Origin of the sequence: Embleya sp. NBC_00888 (assembly GCF_045207655.1) — a bacterium.
Lineage (GTDB): Bacteria > Actinomycetota > Actinomycetes > Streptomycetales > Streptomycetaceae > Embleya.
This window is the reverse complement of sequence record NZ_CP108785.1, coordinates 3,976,664-3,991,844: the sequence shown is the minus strand read 5'-3', so window position 1 is coordinate 3,991,844 and position 15,181 is coordinate 3,976,664. Positions and strand designations below refer to the sequence as shown.

Annotated in this window: 11 protein-coding genes and 1 pseudogene; 4 read left to right on the top strand and 8 right to left on the bottom strand. The window is 72.1% G+C overall.

Features of this window, described 5'->3' with window-relative positions; genetic code table 11:
* The first annotated feature begins 316 nt into the window (after positions 1 to 316).
* Entirely contained in the window at positions 317 to 1,189 is an 873-nt protein-coding gene (locus tag OG948_RS51600; RefSeq protein ID WP_331772004.1) for an SDR family NAD(P)-dependent oxidoreductase, read from the top strand.
* 136 nt (positions 1,190 to 1,325) lie between these two features.
* On the opposite strand, the gene OG948_RS51595 is transcribed toward OG948_RS51600, so the two are convergent.
* The 5 genes from OG948_RS51595 to OG948_RS51575 all read right to left on the bottom strand — a co-directional run bounded on the left by OG948_RS51595 (position 1,326) and on the right by OG948_RS51575 (position 7,448).
* Positions 1,326 to 2,474: an oligopeptide/dipeptide ABC transporter ATP-binding protein gene (locus OG948_RS51595; protein WP_331772003.1), complete on the bottom strand. Its 1,149-nt coding sequence runs from the start codon at positions 2,472 to 2,474 to the stop codon at positions 1,326 to 1,328.
* Positions 2,471 to 3,511 (bottom strand): ABC transporter ATP-binding protein, encoded by a 1,041-nt coding sequence (locus tag OG948_RS51590; protein WP_331772002.1) that lies wholly within the window; start codon positions 3,509 to 3,511, stop codon positions 2,471 to 2,473. Before OG948_RS51590 ends, OG948_RS51595 begins: the two co-directional genes overlap by 4 nt.
* Positions 3,511 to 4,485: an ABC transporter permease gene (locus OG948_RS51585; protein ID WP_331772001.1), complete on the bottom strand. Its 975-nt coding sequence runs from the start codon at positions 4,483 to 4,485 to the stop codon at positions 3,511 to 3,513. Before OG948_RS51585 ends, OG948_RS51590 begins: the two co-directional genes overlap by 1 nt.
* Before the next feature lie 118 nt (positions 4,486 to 4,603).
* Positions 4,604 to 6,370, bottom strand: a complete 1,767-nt coding sequence (locus OG948_RS51580; RefSeq protein ID WP_331772000.1) for an ABC transporter substrate-binding protein — start codon at positions 6,368 to 6,370, stop codon at positions 4,604 to 4,606.
* A 73-nt stretch (positions 6,371 to 6,443) separates the two neighbouring features.
* Positions 6,444 to 7,448 carry an ABC transporter permease gene (locus OG948_RS51575; RefSeq protein ID WP_331771999.1) on the bottom strand — a complete coding sequence of 335 codons (1,005 nt, stop codon included), beginning with the start codon at positions 7,446 to 7,448 and terminating at the stop codon, positions 6,444 to 6,446.
* Between the two features lie 380 nt (positions 7,449 to 7,828).
* Here OG948_RS51575 and OG948_RS51570 point away from each other — a divergent pair, with 380 nt between their 5' ends.
* From OG948_RS51570 to OG948_RS51560, 3 genes are all read left to right on the top strand, one after another.
* Complete coding sequence (locus OG948_RS51570) at positions 7,829 to 8,689, top strand: dihydrodipicolinate synthase family protein (protein ID WP_331773578.1); 861 nt, start codon at positions 7,829 to 7,831, stop codon at positions 8,687 to 8,689.
* 172 nt (positions 8,690 to 8,861) lie between these two features.
* On the top strand, positions 8,862 to 10,271 hold the full coding sequence (locus OG948_RS51565; RefSeq protein ID WP_331771998.1) for an aldehyde dehydrogenase family protein: 1,410 nt from the start codon (positions 8,862 to 8,864) through the stop codon (positions 10,269 to 10,271).
* A 156-nt stretch (positions 10,272 to 10,427) separates the two neighbouring features.
* A complete protein-coding gene (locus tag OG948_RS51560; protein ID WP_331771997.1) occupies positions 10,428 to 11,186 on the top strand; it encodes a GntR family transcriptional regulator in 759 nt (252 codons plus the stop codon).
* A 73-nt stretch (positions 11,187 to 11,259) separates the two neighbouring features.
* Here the strand turns inward: OG948_RS51560 and OG948_RS51555 are convergent, their stop codons facing one another.
* From OG948_RS51555 to OG948_RS51545, 3 genes and pseudogenes are all read right to left on the bottom strand, one after another.
* A complete protein-coding gene (locus OG948_RS51555; RefSeq protein WP_331771996.1) occupies positions 11,260 to 12,387 on the bottom strand; it encodes a glycosyltransferase family 4 protein in 1,128 nt (375 codons plus the stop codon).
* A 307-nt stretch (positions 12,388 to 12,694) separates the two neighbouring features.
* The gene (locus tag OG948_RS51550; RefSeq protein WP_331771995.1) at positions 12,695 to 14,194 is read right to left on the bottom strand and encodes a N,N-dimethylformamidase beta subunit family domain-containing protein; all 1,500 of its coding nucleotides are present in this window, start codon (positions 14,192 to 14,194) and stop codon (positions 12,695 to 12,697) included.
* 220 nt (positions 14,195 to 14,414) lie between these two features.
* Positions 14,415 to 15,017: pseudogene (locus tag OG948_RS51545) on the bottom strand (LuxR C-terminal-related transcriptional regulator); the annotation flags it as partial.
* Positions 15,018 to 15,181 lie beyond the last annotated feature (164 nt).

Here is a 15,181-nt window from a genome sequence, read left to right as displayed (position 1 = left end):
CGGTGGGACCGCGCACACCCGGCGGCGCGTGCTCGTACGGCACCGATCGGGTATGCGATCGAGCACCTTGTGTATCGGTGGTGAAGGCTCGGGCAAAATTCCCGCCACGCGTCTCCCATGGCCCCGAACCCGCCCTCCACCTGGGGTGATGCGCCGGGAACAGGGCCGGACGACGCATTGATGTTCACCCGCAAGTACGCAGCACCACGCGCCCGGACCGAGGCCGCGGCGGCGGCGCGTGACTTTTCCGGGGCCGGTTCGGTTAACGACCCGGACGCCTCGGAACGAGAACCCTCGGAGAGAAAGTAGGCCAGCGATGTCCACGGCCCTGGTCACCGGCGCCAGTCACGGCATCGGTGCCGACCTCGCGCGCGCTCTCGCCGCCCGCGGCCACGATCTGGTGCTGGTCGCCCGCGGCGCCGAATCACTGGACGCTCTCGCGGTCGAGTTGGAGAAGGAGCACGACGTGTCGGTGCGCACGCTGCCCGCCGACCTGACCGTCGAGGGCGACCTCGAACGTGTGGCCGCCGCGGCGCGTGACGTCGACATCCTGGTCAACAACGCCGGCGCGAGTCTGGGCACTTCGTTCGAACGTACGGCGTGGGCGGACGAGCGGCGCATGCTCGACCTCAACGTGGTCGCCCCGTCGCGGCTCGTCCACGCCGCGCTTCCGCAGATGCTCCGGCGGGGCAACGGCCGCATCCTGACGGTGTCCTCGGTGTCCGCCGTCGCCCCGGTCTGGCAGGGCACGGCGTACGGCGCGACGAAGGCGTACGAACTGGTGATGACCGAGTCGTTCGCCTACTCCCGGCGCGTGCGCACGTCGCCGGTGGCGTTGACCGCGCTCGTACTCGGCTACACCGCCTCCCGGTTCCACCTCAGTGCCGGCATCGCCGCGCCGCCCCCCTCGCTCACGCTCGCGTCGCCGTACGTCGCGGAGCGGGCGGTGCGGGCCATCCACCGACGCCGCCCACCCGTCGTCTGCGTGCCGAGCCTGCGCTACAAGGTGCTGGCGGGCCTGTTGCGGCACACCCCCCGCCGGCTCCTGACCCTGCCCGGTCTGGCCAAGGACTTCACCACCCTCACGGGTGACGTCGACGCCGCCGCCACCACCGTGCGCGCAGCGCGGAACGTGCCCGACGTCTCGGTGGAGGCCCGCGTCCCCGGCCCCATGGAGCCGCGGCCGTAATTCCCCGGCCGAGCCTTCCGGACACGTGGCGCGACTTCGCTCCGCGGCGGCGGGCTCGGGTGCGCCTCGTGTCGCCCCGGGTCGTATCGGCGCGGGAGCGGCGGGGTGCGGGGAAAGTCGGCGGGGACCCGTCGGGTCACGGGTGCGCGGCCTTTCCGGTGGGTGGCGTCTGCCCGGCCGTCGCCGGCGCCAGGGTTTCGACGGTCCCGCGATCCACGGGCTCGCGATCCACCGGCCGGCGCCGCACGGACCCGGTCGTCCGCACGGGCTGCGTCTTCACCGGCTCCGGGAAGTGGCAGGCCACCTCGTGTCCGGGTCGGCCCTCCAGCGCGATCAGCGGCGGTTCGGTCGTCGCGCACACGTCCTGCGCCTTGTGGCAGCGGGTGCGGAACCGGCAACCCGAGGGCGGGTCGATCGGGCTGGGAACGTCCCCGCTCAGCCGGATGCGCTCGAGCCGGGTGCCGTCCGGGCCGGTCGCGCCGGGCACGGCGGACAACAGCGCGTGGGTGTACGGGTGGTGGGCCCGTTCGTACAACGAGTCGCGGTCGGCGCTCTCCACGACCCGCCCGAGGTACATCACCATCACCCGATCGCAGAAGTGCCGGACCACGGCCAGGTCGTGCGCGATGAACACGAACGCGATGCCCAGATCGCGCCGCAGATCCCCGAGCAGGTTGATCACCTGTGCCTGGATGGACACGTCCAGCGCGGACACCGGTTCGTCGGCCACGATCAGGCTGGGCCCGGCGGCGAGCGCCCGGGCGATGCCGATGCGTTGCCGCTGCCCGCCGGAGAACTCGTGCGGGAAGCGGTTGCGGTGCTCGGGGTTGAGGCCGACCGTCTCCAGGAGTTCCCCGATCCGGCGCTCGCGTCCGCCGGGTGGATCGATGTCGTTGACGTCCAGCGGGGCGCGCAGGATGGTGCCGATGGTGTGGCGCGGGTTCAGGGACGAGTACGGGTCCTGGAAGATCATCTGGATCTGCGCGCGGATGGGCGCCAGTTCGCGGCGCGAGGCGTGCGTGATGTCGCGTCCCCGGTAGGCGATGGTGCCCGCGCTCGGCTCCAGCAGTCGGGTGATCAGGCGCCCGGTCGTCGACTTGCCGCACCCGGACTCGCCGACCAGGCCGATGCTCTGCCCGGTGCCGACGGTCAGGTCGACGCCGTCGACCGCGCGCACGGCCCCGGTGCGACGGCGCAGCAGGCTGCGGCCCGTGGGGAAGTGCTTGGTCAGTCCGCTCACCCGGAGCAGCGGCGGCTCGGGCGCGTCGAGCGACGTGGTCTTCATGGGGTGGCTCCTCGCAGGTCCGTCGGCGCCGCGGTGCCCGGCGCCCCGTCCAGATGGCAGGCGGCGGCGTGCTCGCTGCCGCCGGATCCCGCGTGCACGCGCTCCAACAGGGGAAGCACCGTGCGGCACGGTGTCTCGGGGCCGTCGATCACCTGCGCGCAGCGCGGATGGAATGCGCAGCCGGGCGGCGGCGCGAGCAGGCTGGGCGGCGAGCCCGGCACCGGTCGCAGCGGCCGGTCCAGGGCGTCGGACAAACGCGGGACCGAGGCGAGCAGACCTCGGGTGTACGGATGCCGGGGCGTGTCCAGGACCTCGCCGACCGCGCCGAACTCGACCGCGCGCCCCGCGTACATCACCAGCACGTCGTCGGCGACGTCGGCGATCACCCCGAGGTCGTGGGTGACCAGGATGATCGCGGTGCCCAACTGCTCCTGCAACTCCGCGAGCAGGTCCAGGATCTGGGCCTGCACGGTGACGTCGAGCGCGGTGGTGGGTTCGTCGGCGATCAGCAGGTCGGGTTCGCACACCAGCGCCATCGCGATCATCGCGCGTTGGCGCATGCCGCCGGAGAACTGGTGTGGGAACTCCCGGGCCCGGCGGGCGGGTTGCGGGATGCCGACCCGGTCCAGCATGTCGACGGCGCGGGCCGTCGCCTCGCGTCGGCCGGCGCCGGTGTGCCGGCGGTAGGTCTCGACGATCTGCGCGCCGACCGTGAAGTACGGCGACAGGGCGGTGAGCGGGTCCTGGAACACCATCGACACGCGTTGCCCGCGCAGGTCGCGCAGGACGCGTTCGGGGGCGCCGACCAGTTCCGTCCCGTCCAGGATCGCGCTGCCCTCGATGGTGGTGCGCGCGGGGTTGTGCAGACCGAGCAGGGTGAGGTTGGTGACGCTCTTGCCGGAGCCGGACTCGCCGACGATGCCGAGCGTGCGGCCGCGTTCGACGTCGAAGGAGACGCCGTCGACGGCCTTGACCACGCCGCCCTCGGTGGCGAAGCGCACCCGCAGATCGCGGACCGCGAGGAGAGGAGGGGTCATCACACACGCACCCGGGGGTCGATGACGGCGTACACGGCGTCCACCGCGACATTGGCGAGCACCATCGCGGTGGCGGCGATCAGCACCACGCCGGTGATCATCGGCAGATCGGAGTTGGCGACCGCGTTCACCGCGAGTTTGCCGATGCCGGGGATGTTGAAGGTGGTCTCGGTGACCACCGCGCCGCCGAGCAGGACGCCGAGTTCGATGCCGTAGACGGTCACCACCGGGGTGATCGCACCCCGCCACGCGTGTTTGACGTAGACCTGACGGGACGTCAATCCCTTGGCCCGCACGGTGCGTACGTGGTCCTCGCCGAGCGCGTCGATCATCGACGCCCGGGTCAGTCGGGCGTACACCGCGGCCTGTACGCAGGCCAGCGTCAGCCAGGGCAACAGCAGCCCGCCCGTCCATCCGCCGGGGTCGTCGAGGAGGGGGATGTACTCGGGCTTGGGCAGCCAGCGCAGTTGGTCGACCAGGACGTAGCGGGCGATCACCCCGAGGAACTGAATGGTCACCGAGGCGCCGATCAGCGAGAACGCCATCGTGGCCTTGTCCAGCCAGGTGCCGCGGCGCAGCGCCGCGAGCATGCCGATCATGATGCCGACGCCGAGGAAGATCACCGATGCGCCCAGGGCCAGCGACAAGGTCGCGGGGAAGCGGTCGAGCAGGGTGTCGAGCACGGGCTCGTGGTTGACGAACGAGTAGCCCAGGCACGGCGCGGAGCAGTGCGAGGAGCCGAAGTCGCGGCCGGCGAAGACGCCGACGATGTAGTGCCAGTACTGCATCGGTACCGACTCGTCCAGGCCCAGGTCGCGTCGGATCAGGGCGAGCGTCTCGGGCGTGCAGGTCTTGCCGCAGGACAGCCGGGCCGGGTCGTCCGGCATCGCGAAGAACAGGAAGAAGGTGACGGTGAAGACGACGAACAGGATCAGCGCCGCACCGAGCAGTCGCTGCACCAGGAATCGGAACATGGGGCCCTCACTGGAGGTCGGACCGGGGAGTGGCCGGGCGGCCGGGCGGCGCGGGTGGGAAGGGGCGAGCCTTCCCACCCGCGCCGCCGGTCGGAGCCGGGGCCGCCCCGCCCGGGGGCTACTTGACCCAGACGTCGATCGGATAGGTCGAGCCGATGAAGCCGACTCGTACGCCGCCCAGACCGGGGCCGTACAGGGTCAGTTGGCGCCGGTACACGAACGGCACCACCGGGGCCTCGGCCATGATCTTCTTCTCCAGGTTCGACCATTCCTTGCCGGCCGCCACGACGTCCGACATCGCGGTGATGCGGTCCATCTCGGTGCTCATCGCCGGGTTGTTGTAGAGGCTGTAGACGGAGCCGTCGTCGATGATCTTGCGGCCGTCGAACTTGGCCGGGAGCACGGTGGCGGCGCTGGGCCAGTCGGCGCCCCAGCCGGACCAGTACAGGTCGTACTTGTTGTCCATGCGGCCGATCTCGGTGTAGTAGCTCTTGTCGTTGATCGGCTGCGGAACCACCTTGAAGCCGGCCTGCTGCAGGGCCTGGACGATGGTTACCGAGACCTGTTCCCACAGCGGGGTCTGGTTGTACGCGTAGGTGATGCTGGGGTTGGGGGTGCCGGACTCGGCGAGCAACTGCTTGGCCTTGGCCGGGTCACCGGTGTTCGGCACGCCGGCCAGGTCGAAGGGTTCGAAGCCGAGCACCGTCGCGCCCATCAGCGTGGTGGCGAACTCGCCGTACGCGGGGCCGCCCAGGATCTGCCGCACCTGTTCCTTGGGGAACGCCGCGATCAGCGCCTGGCGTATCTTCGGATTGGTCTGGCGCCGGTTGTTGATCTCGAAGTACTCGGTGTACGGGGTGGCCGCGTCCGCCGTGCGAGCCTTCAGGTCCGGTGTGGTGAGCACCTGTTGGGCGACCTCGCGGCCGACCGCGACCCGGAACGTCATCGCCGTGCGGTCACCACCGTTGGCCGCGATCAGCCGCTCGTTGATCTGCTGGTTGGACGCGCCGAACTCGAACTTCCACTGGTCGGGGTAGGCGTGCCGGACGGCGTCGGTGTTCGGGTCCCAGTGCTCGTTGCGGACCATCGTCATGGACTTGTCGATCTCGCGGGTGGAGATCTTGTAGGGGCCGCTGGAGAACGGGTGCTTGTCGTATTCCAGTTTCGTGTCCTTGGCCCGCGGCACCGGAGTGCTGGTGTGCATCGCCACCGCGAACGGGAAGTCGCCGCGCGGAGCCGGGAGGGCGAAGGTGATGGTGCGCGCGTCCGGGGTCTTGATCGCGTCCAGTTCGCGGCCGGCGTAGGGGCCGTCGTACACCGAGCGGAAGTCGGCGTTGCCGACGAGCCATTCCTGGATCCAGGTGGGGCCGCCGGTGATCTCCTTGGCGAACGAGCGCTCGACGCCGTACTTGACGTCCTGCGCGGTGATCGGCGACCCGTCCTCGTACTTGAGCCCGTCCTTGAGGGTGAAGGTCCAGGTCTTGCCGCCGTCGGGGCTGGTCCCGGTGTCGGTGGCCAGGTCGCCGACCAGGGTGGTGTGGTCGCCCTCCTGCTTGTACGTGGTGAGCTGACGCGAGATCAGCAGCTCCGCGGTCTGCTCGTGCGAGACGTAGACGCGCGCCGGGTCCAGGTGGTTGAAGTCGGCGCGCTCCAGGACCGTGGCGGTGCCGCCGGGCTTGGCACCGGGGAGTTCCTTGGCCGGGCCCTTCGACTCGGCGGCGGCGCCGATCGACACGGCGCGGACCTGGGCCTTGGGGGCACCCTTCCCGGGCTCCTTGTTGCCCGGGGTGCCGCCGCCGCCGGAACAGGCGGCCGCGCCGAGGGCGAGGGTGAGCGCGGCGAGCGCGGTTCGGGTGAGGCGAGTGGGTCTGCGCCGAGGGTTCATGGTTCCTTCCGAGGGTTGCCGTGCGGGTGCGGTGTGGCGAAGGGACACTGGTGCCGGACGCGACGTCGGAGGCTCAGCGGTCGCTCTTGGGATCGAGCGCGTCGCGGACCGAGTCGCCGAGCAGGTTGAAGGCGACGACGAAGACGAGCATCGAGATGCCGGGGACGCACATGTAGGTGATGTCGGTCCGGTAGACCTCGGCGCCCTTGAGCAACATCCGCCCCCAGTCGGGGGTGGGTTCGACCATGCCCACACCCAGGTAGGACAGGGCGGCCTCGGTGGTCACGTACGCGGGCACCGCCATCGACGCGGTGACCAGGATCGGTGTGACCAGGTTGGGCAGCAGTTCGCGCAGCACGATGCGGCCGGGCGAGGCGCCGATCACCCGCGCCGCCTCGACGTATTCGCGAGCGCGCAGCGAGAGCACCTGACCGCGCAGCAGTCGGGCCACCGAGGCCCAGCCGAACGCGGAGAGCACCGCGACGATGACCGCCCCGCGCAGCAGCGGCGACATCTGCTCGCCCGGGCGGGTCAGCAGCGAGGTGACCACCGGGGTGAACGCGATGAAGAACAGCGTCGCCGGGAAGCTGAGCATGACGTCGATCAGTCGGCCCACGAGGAAGTCGGTACGTCCGCCGAGGTAGCCGGCGGTCACTCCCACCAGCACGCCGAGCACGGTGACGATGGCGACCACGGCCAGCGAGATGAGCAGCGAGGTGCGGATGCCGTACAGGAGTTGGGTGAGCACGTCCCGGCCCAGGCCGGGTTCGAGGCCGAGCCAGAACTCGCCGGACATGCCGCCGTTGGGTGCGATCGGGAAGCCGAACTCGTTGAGCAGGCCGGGTCGGTTCTGACCGTAGGTGGTGTAGGGGTCGTGCCCGTACCACCGGGCGAACAGCGGTGCGCCCAGGCCCGCGACGACGAAGACGGCGACGACGCAGGCGGCGACGATCCCGGTGCGGTCGCGCCGGAAGCGACGCCAGGCGAGTTGCGAGGGGCGCAGCCCGGTGGGGGCGGTGCCGACGGCGGGCGAAACCTGATCCGCCGGCGGATCCGTGGGGGGCGCGAGCGTGGTCATGGTGGCGGGCCTCTCGGGAGGCGGCGGGGTGGGGTGGTTGGTGGGGAACTCTGCCCACGGGCGATGCAATGGTCAAGGTCTGGACCGTGTCACATTTGAGGTGCGACATTGTATTTGCATTTCCTTTACCATCCACCTGCGGCTTTACCATCCACCTCGTCTTTCGATGCGATCGAGGTCGGGCCTGGCGGAACAGTAAAGCAATGTGACATTGTACTGAGGTGGCCACGGTGGAAACGCCTGCCACCACCGCGATCCACGTCACCGCCGACGGCGACAACGACGTCCCCGTCGCCGTCACCACTGCCATCGACACCCGAGGAGCCCCCGTGTCCGGCCCGATCCCCACCGACCACATCCGCCGGCCGTGGCGCGGCCTGATGGTCGCCACCACGCTGCCGCTGCGCGCGGACCTGAGCATCGACTACGACGCCTTCGCCGACCACGTGCGCGGGCTCGTCGACGCGGGCTGCGACGGCGTGGTGCCCAACGGTTCCCTGGGCGAGTACCAGGTCCTGACCGCCGAGGAACGCGCCGAGGTGGTCCGCGTCGCCGTCGAGGCCGTGGGCGGCGACCGGGTGATGCCCGGCGTCGCCGCGTACGGCTCGGCCGAGGCGTGCCGCTGGACCGAGCAGGCGGCCCGGGCCGGCGCCGAGGCCGTCATGCTGCTGCCGCCGAACGCCTACCGCGCCGACGAGGCCGAGGTGCACGCGCACTACGCCGACGTGGCCTCGGTCGGCCTGCCCGTCGTCGCCTACAACAACCCGTTCGACACCCGGGTGGACCTGGCCCCCGAACTGCTGGCGAAGCTGCACGCCGACGGCCACATCGTCGGCGTCAAGGAGTTCAGCGGCGACACCCGCCGCGCCTACCGCCTCGCCGAACTGGCCCCCGGCCTGGACCTGTTGGCGGGTGCCGACGACGTGCTCCTGGAACTGGCCGTGGCCGGCGCCAAGGGCTGGATCGGCGGATTCCTCAACGTCCTCCCCCACTCCTGCATCGAGCTCTACCGCGCCGCCGTCGCCGGCGACCTGCCCCGGGCCCGGGAGTTGTACGACGTCCTGCACCCGCTGCTGCGCTGGGACACCCGCACCGAGTTCGTCCAGGCGATCAAGCTGTCCATGGACGTGGTCGGCAAGCCCGGCGGCCCCTGCCGTCCGCCCCGCCGGCCGCTGAACGCCGAGACCCGGGAAAGCGTCCGACTGGCGACCGAGCGGGCCGTCGCGGCCGGGCTGAGCTGAACCGGCCCCGCCGCACCCACCCGACACGACGCCGACTCCCGCCGGGCCGTCCGGCCGACCGGACGACCGATCGTCCGGCCGACCCCGGCACACCGTCACCGAACGCGCCCCGGATCACCGCCCCCCGGCGGCCCGATGCCTCCACCGACCCCTTCCCGAAGGGCTTCCCGCCGTGACCACCACGTCCGCCGCACCGCCGGTGCGCAGCCACAACCCCGCCGACCCCGACGAACTCGTCGCCGAGGCACCGGCGGTGTCCCCCGCCGACGTGCACCGCGCCGCCGAACGCGCCCGCGCCGCCCAACGCGATTGGTGGGCGGCCGGGGCCTCGGCCCGCTGCGCCGCGCTCGGCGCCGCCGCCGACCGACTCGCCGACACCGCCGACACCTTCGCCGACCTGATCGTGCGCGAGGTCGGGAAGCCGATCGTCGAGGCACGCGGCGAGATCGCCCGCGCCATCGCGATCCTGCGCTACAACGCGCAGCAGGTCTACGACCCGGTCGGCTCGGTGCACGAGCCCGCCTCGGGCCCCGGCCTGCTGCTGACCCGACGTCGACCGTACGGCCTGGCCGGGCTGGTGACACCGTGGAACTTCCCGCTCGCGATCCCGCTCTGGAAGGCCGCGCCCGCGCTCGCCACGGGCAACGCGGTACTGCTCAAGCCCGCCCCGCAGGCGCTCGGCTGCGCGCTGCGCCTGGCCGAACTGCTCGACGCGGTGTTGCCGGCCGACCTGTTCACCGTGCTGCCGGGCGAGGCCGCCACCGGAGCGGCCGTGGTCGAGGCCGCCGACGTGGTCTCGTTCACCGGTTCGACCGCCGTGGGCCTGGACGTGGTCCGCGCGGCCACCGCGCGAGGGCTTCCCGTGCAGGCCGAGATGGGCGGTTGCAACGCCGCGCTGGTCCTGCCGGACGCCGATGTGCGGGCCACCGCCGCGCAGTTGATCGCGGCGGCGTTCGGCTACGCGGGCCAGAAGTGCACCGCCACCCGGCGGATCATCGTGGTGGGCGATCCCGATCCGCTGCGCGAGGCGCTGGACGCCGCCGCCCGGGCGCTGCCGGTGGGCGACCCGGCCGACGCCGCGACGGTGTGCGGGCCGGTGGTGACCGAGGCGGCCCGCACCCGGGTGCGCGCCGCGCTCGACTCGGCGCTCGCCGCCGGCGGCCGGGTGCTGACCACGGGCCGCGCGTACGACGGCGCGGGATGGTTCGCCACACCGACCATCCTGGAGCGGGTGCCGACCGGCCACGCCGCGCTCCACGAGGAGATCTTCGGCCCCGTCGCGGTCCTGCAACGCGCGAGCGACCTGGATCGGGCCATCGAGCTGGCGCGCGACGTGCCGCACGGCCTGGTCGCGTCGGTGCACACCCGCGACCTGGACGCCGCGCTCGCCGTGGTCGACCGGATCGACACCGGCCTGGTCAAGGTCAACGCGCCCACCACGGGCGTCGACTTCCACCTGCCCTTCGGCGGATCGAAGGCCTCCAGTCACGGGCCGCGCGAACAGGGCCGTGCCGCGGCGGACTTCTACACCGCCACCCGCACCGTGAGCCTGCTGCCGGCGAATCCGACGGGCGCTGCGTGAGCACGGCGCAGCACGCGGGCGCCGCGATGTCGGGGCGCCGGGGCATCGCGCGTCGGGGGCCGGACGGGGAGGTGGTGGGCACAATGCCGAACAGACTGTAACATTGCACATTGCACAGGTTTTCGAGGTGCACCCGGCCTCGAGGAAGGACACCCGATGAGAGCGCACGCCGAAGTGCCGACCGAGCCGACCGGCGAGACCGCCGCCGCGGCGAACACGCTGGAGCGGCCCCTGGATCTGCCGTTCGTGCAGGAGCGCCGCAGCCTGCGCGACCAGGTGACGCACGCCCTGCGCGCCGCCCTCATCGCCGGTGAGCTGCGCCCGGACGTCATCTACTCGGCGCCGAGCCTGGCCGCCCAGTTCCGCGTCTCGGCGACCCCCGTGCGCGAGGCGATGCTCGACCTGGTCAAGGAAGGTCTCGTCGAGGTCGTCCGCAACAAGGGCTTCCGGGTCACCGCGCTGTCCGGTCGCGACCTCGACGAGTACACCGAGATCCGGTCGATGATCGAGATCCCGGTCGTCGTGGGCCTGGCCGAGACCGCCGACCCCGCCGCCCTGCAGGCACTGCGCCCGGTGGCCGCCGCGATCGTGGCCGCCGCCGAGCGACGCGACCTGATCGGCTACCTGGAGTCCGACCGACAGTTCCACCTCGGCCTCCTCGAACTCGGCGGCAACCAGCGCCTGGTCGAGGTCGTCGGCGATCTGCGCAAGCGCTCGCGCCTGTACGGACTCACCCAACTCGCCGAACGCGGCGCGCTGGTGGCCTCCGCCCGCGAACACGAGGAGATCCTCGACCTGTTGCTCGCCGGGGACGGCGAGGGCGTGCGGGCGGCGATGAGCGAACACCTCGGCCACATCCGCTCGCTCTGGTCCGACCCGGCCCGCGAGCCCGCGCCCGGGTCCGCACCCGAGTAACGCGCGTCGCCGGTGCGGTGGCCGGGAACCCACCACGGTTCCCGACCACCGCATCGAAGGCGAACCTCCCCGATCACCCGCACCGATCGAGGTTCGCCAACACCCGGTCGGCACGGTGGCGCCACGTGTGGCGCGCCTGCACTTGGCTCCGGGCCTCGCCGCCGAGCGCGCCGCGCAGTGGTTCGTCGGCCAGGAGTTCGGTGATCGCCCGTGCCCAGGCCCGTGCGTCGGTGGGTGGGCAAAGCAGGCAATTGATCCGGTCGTGCAGGATCTCGCGCAGGACGGGCAGGTCGGACGCGACGATGGCCCGCCCGTGGGCCATGTACTCGAACATCTTCATCGGAGACGCCCAACGGCCCGTCTCGCAGTGTCCGTCGGCGGTGTAGACCTTGCTCTGATAGGGGGCCAGGACCACGTCGAACAGCGGGTAGTAGGCGCCGACGGTCGCGGGCGACCGGTGTCCGTGAAAGTGCGCGTTGGCGACGCGGTGACCGGGCCCGGTCCAGCGCGCGAGGTCCTCGGGGGTGCCGCCGACGAGGTGGAAGTCCAGGTCCGGGAGCCGGTGTGCGAGGTCGAGGACCAGGTCGATGCCGCGCCCCTCGTAGAGGTGTCCGACGTAGCCGATCCGCGGAGCGTGTGCCCGCCCCGGGAGTTCCGGTGGGCTCTCGACGCCGGCGCGGGTGTCGGGCGGGTCGGCGCCCTCGGGGGCGACCAGGATCGGAAGCGGTGCGACCGCGCCGTACACACGCCGGTACTCGTGTTCGAGCGCGTGCGTGATCACCACGATCCGCGCGAGCATGTCCGCGTGCAGCAGGTCGTGTTCGATGCGCAGCGTGTTCGGGTCGTCCCGCAGCCGGTGGGTCTCGTACACCAGCGGTGCCACGCCGACCGCGGCGGTGAGGGCGTACAGGTCGTGGCCGTAGATCAGGTCGGGGGCGTCGCGGACGAGCAGCGCTCGCACGCGTTCGGCGCGTACCCGGTATCCGGCCGGGGTGTAGTCCGGGCTCGGCACCGTGTGGATGGGGAAACGGTGCCGGACGCCGTAGTAGGCGTGCGCGTCCTCGACGTCGTACGAGCCGGGCGCGGTGTAGAGGGTCACCCGGTGACCGGCCCGGGCGAAGGCGTCGCACATGCGCATCGCGTGCACGCTGTTGGCGTAGCGGGAGGGGATGCTGCCGGGGTGCAGATAGGCGATCCGCATGCCCGGGCTACGCCCGGGCCGACGCGACCGGTGAACGCCGCGTCACGCGGCGCGGCGACGTCGTGGGAGCCCGCTTCCCCTCGTCCTGCCGTTCGGCCCGAGCGTCCGGGCTCGGTACGAGGTCGTCGCGCATGTCCGGGCTCCCTTCGAATGGCCGACTTCCCCGCCGTCGGCGCGGAACCTCACCAGCGCCATGGTGCGGGCGGGTCGGCCCCGAGGACAAGACGTGGCGCGAGATCGACACGAGGTCGCGCGGTCGGCGCGGCGCCGCGGTGGCGGGTCGTCCCGGATCCGCAGGCATGACAGGTCATCCGGGTTCCGCCGGCACGGACGCGTCCTTCGGAGCACACGACGCGGGCCCGGGGTTCCGGGACAACATGGTGATCACGTTGTGGGTGATGGTGCGCACCTGCCGGTCCAGGGGAAGCACGCGCGGCCAGTCGACGGTGCCGGCGGTGAAGACGGTGCCGCCTCGGGTGTACAGGCCCAGTGTCGCCATCCGTGCGCGCCCCTCGCTCTCGCGTGCGGCGTGATGCCAGCCGGCGGCCGGGTCCGCGGGGAGTTCGGCGACGCCCAGGATCGTGAAGTCGACCGGCGTGCCGTCCTCGCCGGTGGCCACGGCCGCTCCCGACGCGTCGCGGCGCAGTGCCGCGCCGTCGCATTCGTAGCCGACCAGGGCGTGCTCGGCGCCGAGGAGGTCCCCCTCGCGCAGTCCGGTGCCGGTGAAGACCGGGTGGTGGGCGTGTTGCACGGTGAAGCCGAGCGGTGCTCGGGGCCCGAGCCAGTGGCCGCCGCCGTTGCGGTAGCTGACGCCGATCAGGGTGTTCTCCGGTTCGGTTTCCCACCAGTGGTCGGGGACGCCGCGGAGCGCGTCGAGGTCGACGCCCAACGCTGCGCCCGGTGGGAATTTGGTGCAGGCCAGGGCGGTGCCGTCGTCGGTCACCGTGACGCGCCACCAGCAGGTGTTCGCGCCGAAGTTGGCGATGTTGCCGCCTCGGTCGCGAAAGGCGGTGACGTGTCGGCGGGTGGGCGCGCTCCAGTACTCGTCGTGGCCGGCGGTAAGCAACAGCCGGTGCCCGTCGAGGAGTTCGGGCGACTCGTGCAGGTCCAGGTCGGTGCAGTAGTCGACCGTGTGGCCGTTCGCCTCCAGCCAGGCGATGAAGGGGGCGTCCCAGTGTGCGAACGTCTGGCGCGGGGTGCGCGGATCGTGGGCGTCCGGCTGCCCCTTCACCGGACCGCCGATCCCACCGCCGGGACGTCGCAGACTGACGATCCTGGTGCCGCCCGGCGGCGGGGCCGCGGTGTAGTGGGTCGATCGGTAAAGGCTCCCGCCGCCGCTGTCGTTGTAGGCGTGGTAGGTGAACACCGGCACCTTGTAGAGGATGCGCGCGGTCGGCACCCGGGGCGTCACCACGAACAACATCCGTCCCGCGCGCGCGTCCACCGCCTCGGCGCTTACGGGAGCCGGATCCGGCGGTCCGTCCGCGTCCGCCCTCAGGATCGCCACGTACACGCCCGAGGGCCAGTTCGCGGGAACGGCGAAGTCGTAGCCGGGCCAGCACCAGTCCTGCTCGGGTCGACGGGCGGGGGCGTGCCGGCCGTCCGCGATCAGGAAGGCCATGTGGCGCAGGGTCTCACCGCACCGGTACACGTCCATCCGGAACCGGTCGGCACGGGTGGACACATGCAGCCGCAGCGTGTCCCCCGCGCGAACGGCCGGCCGGCCGGGATAGCCGTCGACGACCGGCTCTCGGGTCGAGGCCGCGACGTCGGGCCCGGGCCGTGCGTGCGGTGGTGAACCGGTCATCGGATGTGTCACCCCTCGGATGGGTACGTGGACCGGGATGCCTTCCCGCCACGGGGCCGATTCGGACGCCGCGCTCACCCGTCGGTGGTGGCCGCATCCCCCGCCGACGCCTCCCGCCGGCTTCGACCGCACTCGAAGTCTGGCCACGCCACAAGGTCCATAACCCTGACCCGCACACCGACACACGCCCCCGCGGCAGGCGCCCTCGGTGCCGGATCGGTCATCGGCCGGAGGTAGCGGCCGGGCTGCCCAGGGCTGCCAGTTCGACGCGGGAGGTGATGCCGAGTTTGGGGTAGGCCTTGTAGAGGTGGTAACCGATCGTGCGCGGGCTGAGGAAGAGTTGGGCGGCGATGTCGCGGTTGGAGAGCCCGTCGGCGGCCGGCCGGACGACCTGGAGCTCCTGCGGAGTGAGCCGGTCGAGGATGGATCTCGCGGGCTCGGTCGGGATCGACACGCCCGTCGCGCGCAGCTCGGCCCGGGCCCGATCCGCCCACGGTCTCGCGCCCATCCGGTCGAACGCCGCCGGCGCGGACCGCAGTTGCGAGCGGGCCTCGGTCTTGCGGTGCTCCCTGCGCAGCCATTCCCCGTAGAGCAATTCGGTCCGCGCCCGCTCGAACGGACGCCCGCCACGCTGGTGCAGGAGTACCGCCTCGGCGTACAGCCCGCCCGCGTCCCCCTCCGCCGCGATCAGCGCCCGACAGCGCAGCGCGACGGCGTCGGCCCAGGGCCGGTTCGCGGCGGCGGCCCAGCGCTCGAAGCGGGCCGGCGGCGCGGCGGCGCGGGCGGGCTGTCCACCGCGCATCGCCGCCTCGACCTGATCGGGCGCGAAGACGGCACCGCGGACACCCGCCGCATCCACCGGAGCCGGAGCCCGGCGTTGAGGTCCCATATCGTGCGCGCCCCCGGCACCGCACGGGGAGCGGCGGCCGAGGCGGCCCGGAGAGGATTCCTCCGGGCCGCGTCGATACCCGCGAACAGGGCTCGTCG

Coding starts and splice junctions, on each gene's coding strand:
- OG948_RS51600 (WP_331772004.1), top strand. CDS start 317: ATGTCCACGGCCCTGGTCACCGGCGCCAGTCACGGCATCGGTGCCGAC.
- OG948_RS51595 (WP_331772003.1), bottom strand. CDS start 2,474: ATGAAGACCACGTCGCTCGACGCGCCCGAGCCGCCGCTGCTCCGGGTG.
- OG948_RS51590 (WP_331772002.1), bottom strand. CDS start 3,511: ATGACCCCTCCTCTCCTCGCGGTCCGCGATCTGCGGGTGCGCTTCGCC.
- OG948_RS51585 (WP_331772001.1), bottom strand. CDS start 4,485: ATGTTCCGATTCCTGGTGCAGCGACTGCTCGGTGCGGCGCTGATCCTG.
- OG948_RS51580 (WP_331772000.1), bottom strand. CDS start 6,370: ATGAACCCTCGGCGCAGACCCACTCGCCTCACCCGAACCGCGCTCGCC.
- OG948_RS51575 (WP_331771999.1), bottom strand. CDS start 7,448: ATGACCACGCTCGCGCCCCCCACGGATCCGCCGGCGGATCAGGTTTCG.
- OG948_RS51570 (WP_331773578.1), top strand. CDS start 7,829: ATGGTCGCCACCACGCTGCCGCTGCGCGCGGACCTGAGCATCGACTAC.
- OG948_RS51560 (WP_331771997.1), top strand. CDS start 10,428: ATGAGAGCGCACGCCGAAGTGCCGACCGAGCCGACCGGCGAGACCGCC.
- OG948_RS51555 (WP_331771996.1), bottom strand. CDS start 12,387: ATGCGGATCGCCTATCTGCACCCCGGCAGCATCCCCTCCCGCTACGCC.
- OG948_RS51550 (WP_331771995.1), bottom strand. CDS start 14,194: ATGACCGGTTCACCACCGCACGCACGGCCCGGGCCCGACGTCGCGGCC.